The following is a 700-nucleotide window of genomic DNA, read 5'->3' on the forward strand; positions in this document are numbered from 1 at the left end:
AACTGAGCTAATGGCTCGAAAGTGGTGCCGGAGAAAGGACTTGAACCCTCAACCTACTGATTACAAGTCAGTTGCTCTACCAATTGAGCTACTCCGGCGCTATTTCAAGGACTGAAAATTAATGGTGGAGGATGACGGGCTCGAACCGCCGACCCCCTGCTTGTAAGGCAGGTGCTCTCCCAGCTGAGCTAATCCTCCTGGGTAATTATGGTGAACTGTTTTTAAAAACGCACTTCGACAAAACTTTATTAAGTTATGTAATAAGTTTTTAAAGCCTGGCAACGTCCTACTCTTGCAGGGGGAAGCCCCCAACTACCATCGGCGCTGAAGAGCTTAACTTCCGTGTTCGGTATGGGAACGGGTGTGACCTCTTCGCTATCGCCACCAGACTTATCAATCACTTTTTTAAGGACAATATTTATTATAACAACTCTTGAAATAAATACAAGCCTTTTTTGAAAGAAAGTTACTTATTCTTTCAAAACCGGATAAAACGAATGATAATGTTCACAAATCAGGGTCAATCAAACCCTTTTAACTTAATAGGTTAAGTCCTCGATCAATTAGTATCCGTCAGCTATGTACGTCGCCGCACTTACACCCCGGACCTATCAACCTCATCTTCTCTGAGGGATCTTACTTACTTGCGTAATGGGAAATCTCATCTTGAAGGGGGCTTCATGCTTAGATGCTTTCAGCA

2 tRNA genes and 2 rRNA genes are annotated in these 700 nt (G+C 43.4%); all 4 read right to left on the reverse strand.

The window, feature by feature from the left end:
* Positions 1 to 22: 22 nt before the first annotated feature.
* Positions 23 to 98, reverse strand: a tRNA-Thr gene (locus tag G8782_RS18255).
* A gap of 24 nt (positions 99 to 122) precedes the next feature.
* Positions 123 to 198, reverse strand: a tRNA-Val gene (locus G8782_RS18260).
* A gap of 75 nt (positions 199 to 273) precedes the next feature.
* Positions 274 to 389: ribosomal RNA gene (gene rrf, locus G8782_RS18265) — 5S ribosomal RNA — on the reverse strand.
* Positions 390 to 543: 154 nt separating this feature from the next.
* A 23S ribosomal RNA gene (locus G8782_RS18270) occupies positions 544 to 700 on the reverse strand; the annotation flags it as partial.

Origin of the sequence: Sporosarcina jiandibaonis (genome assembly GCF_013184495.1) — a bacterium.
Classification (GTDB): Bacteria; Bacillota; Bacilli; order Bacillales_A; family Planococcaceae; genus Sporosarcina; species Sporosarcina jiandibaonis.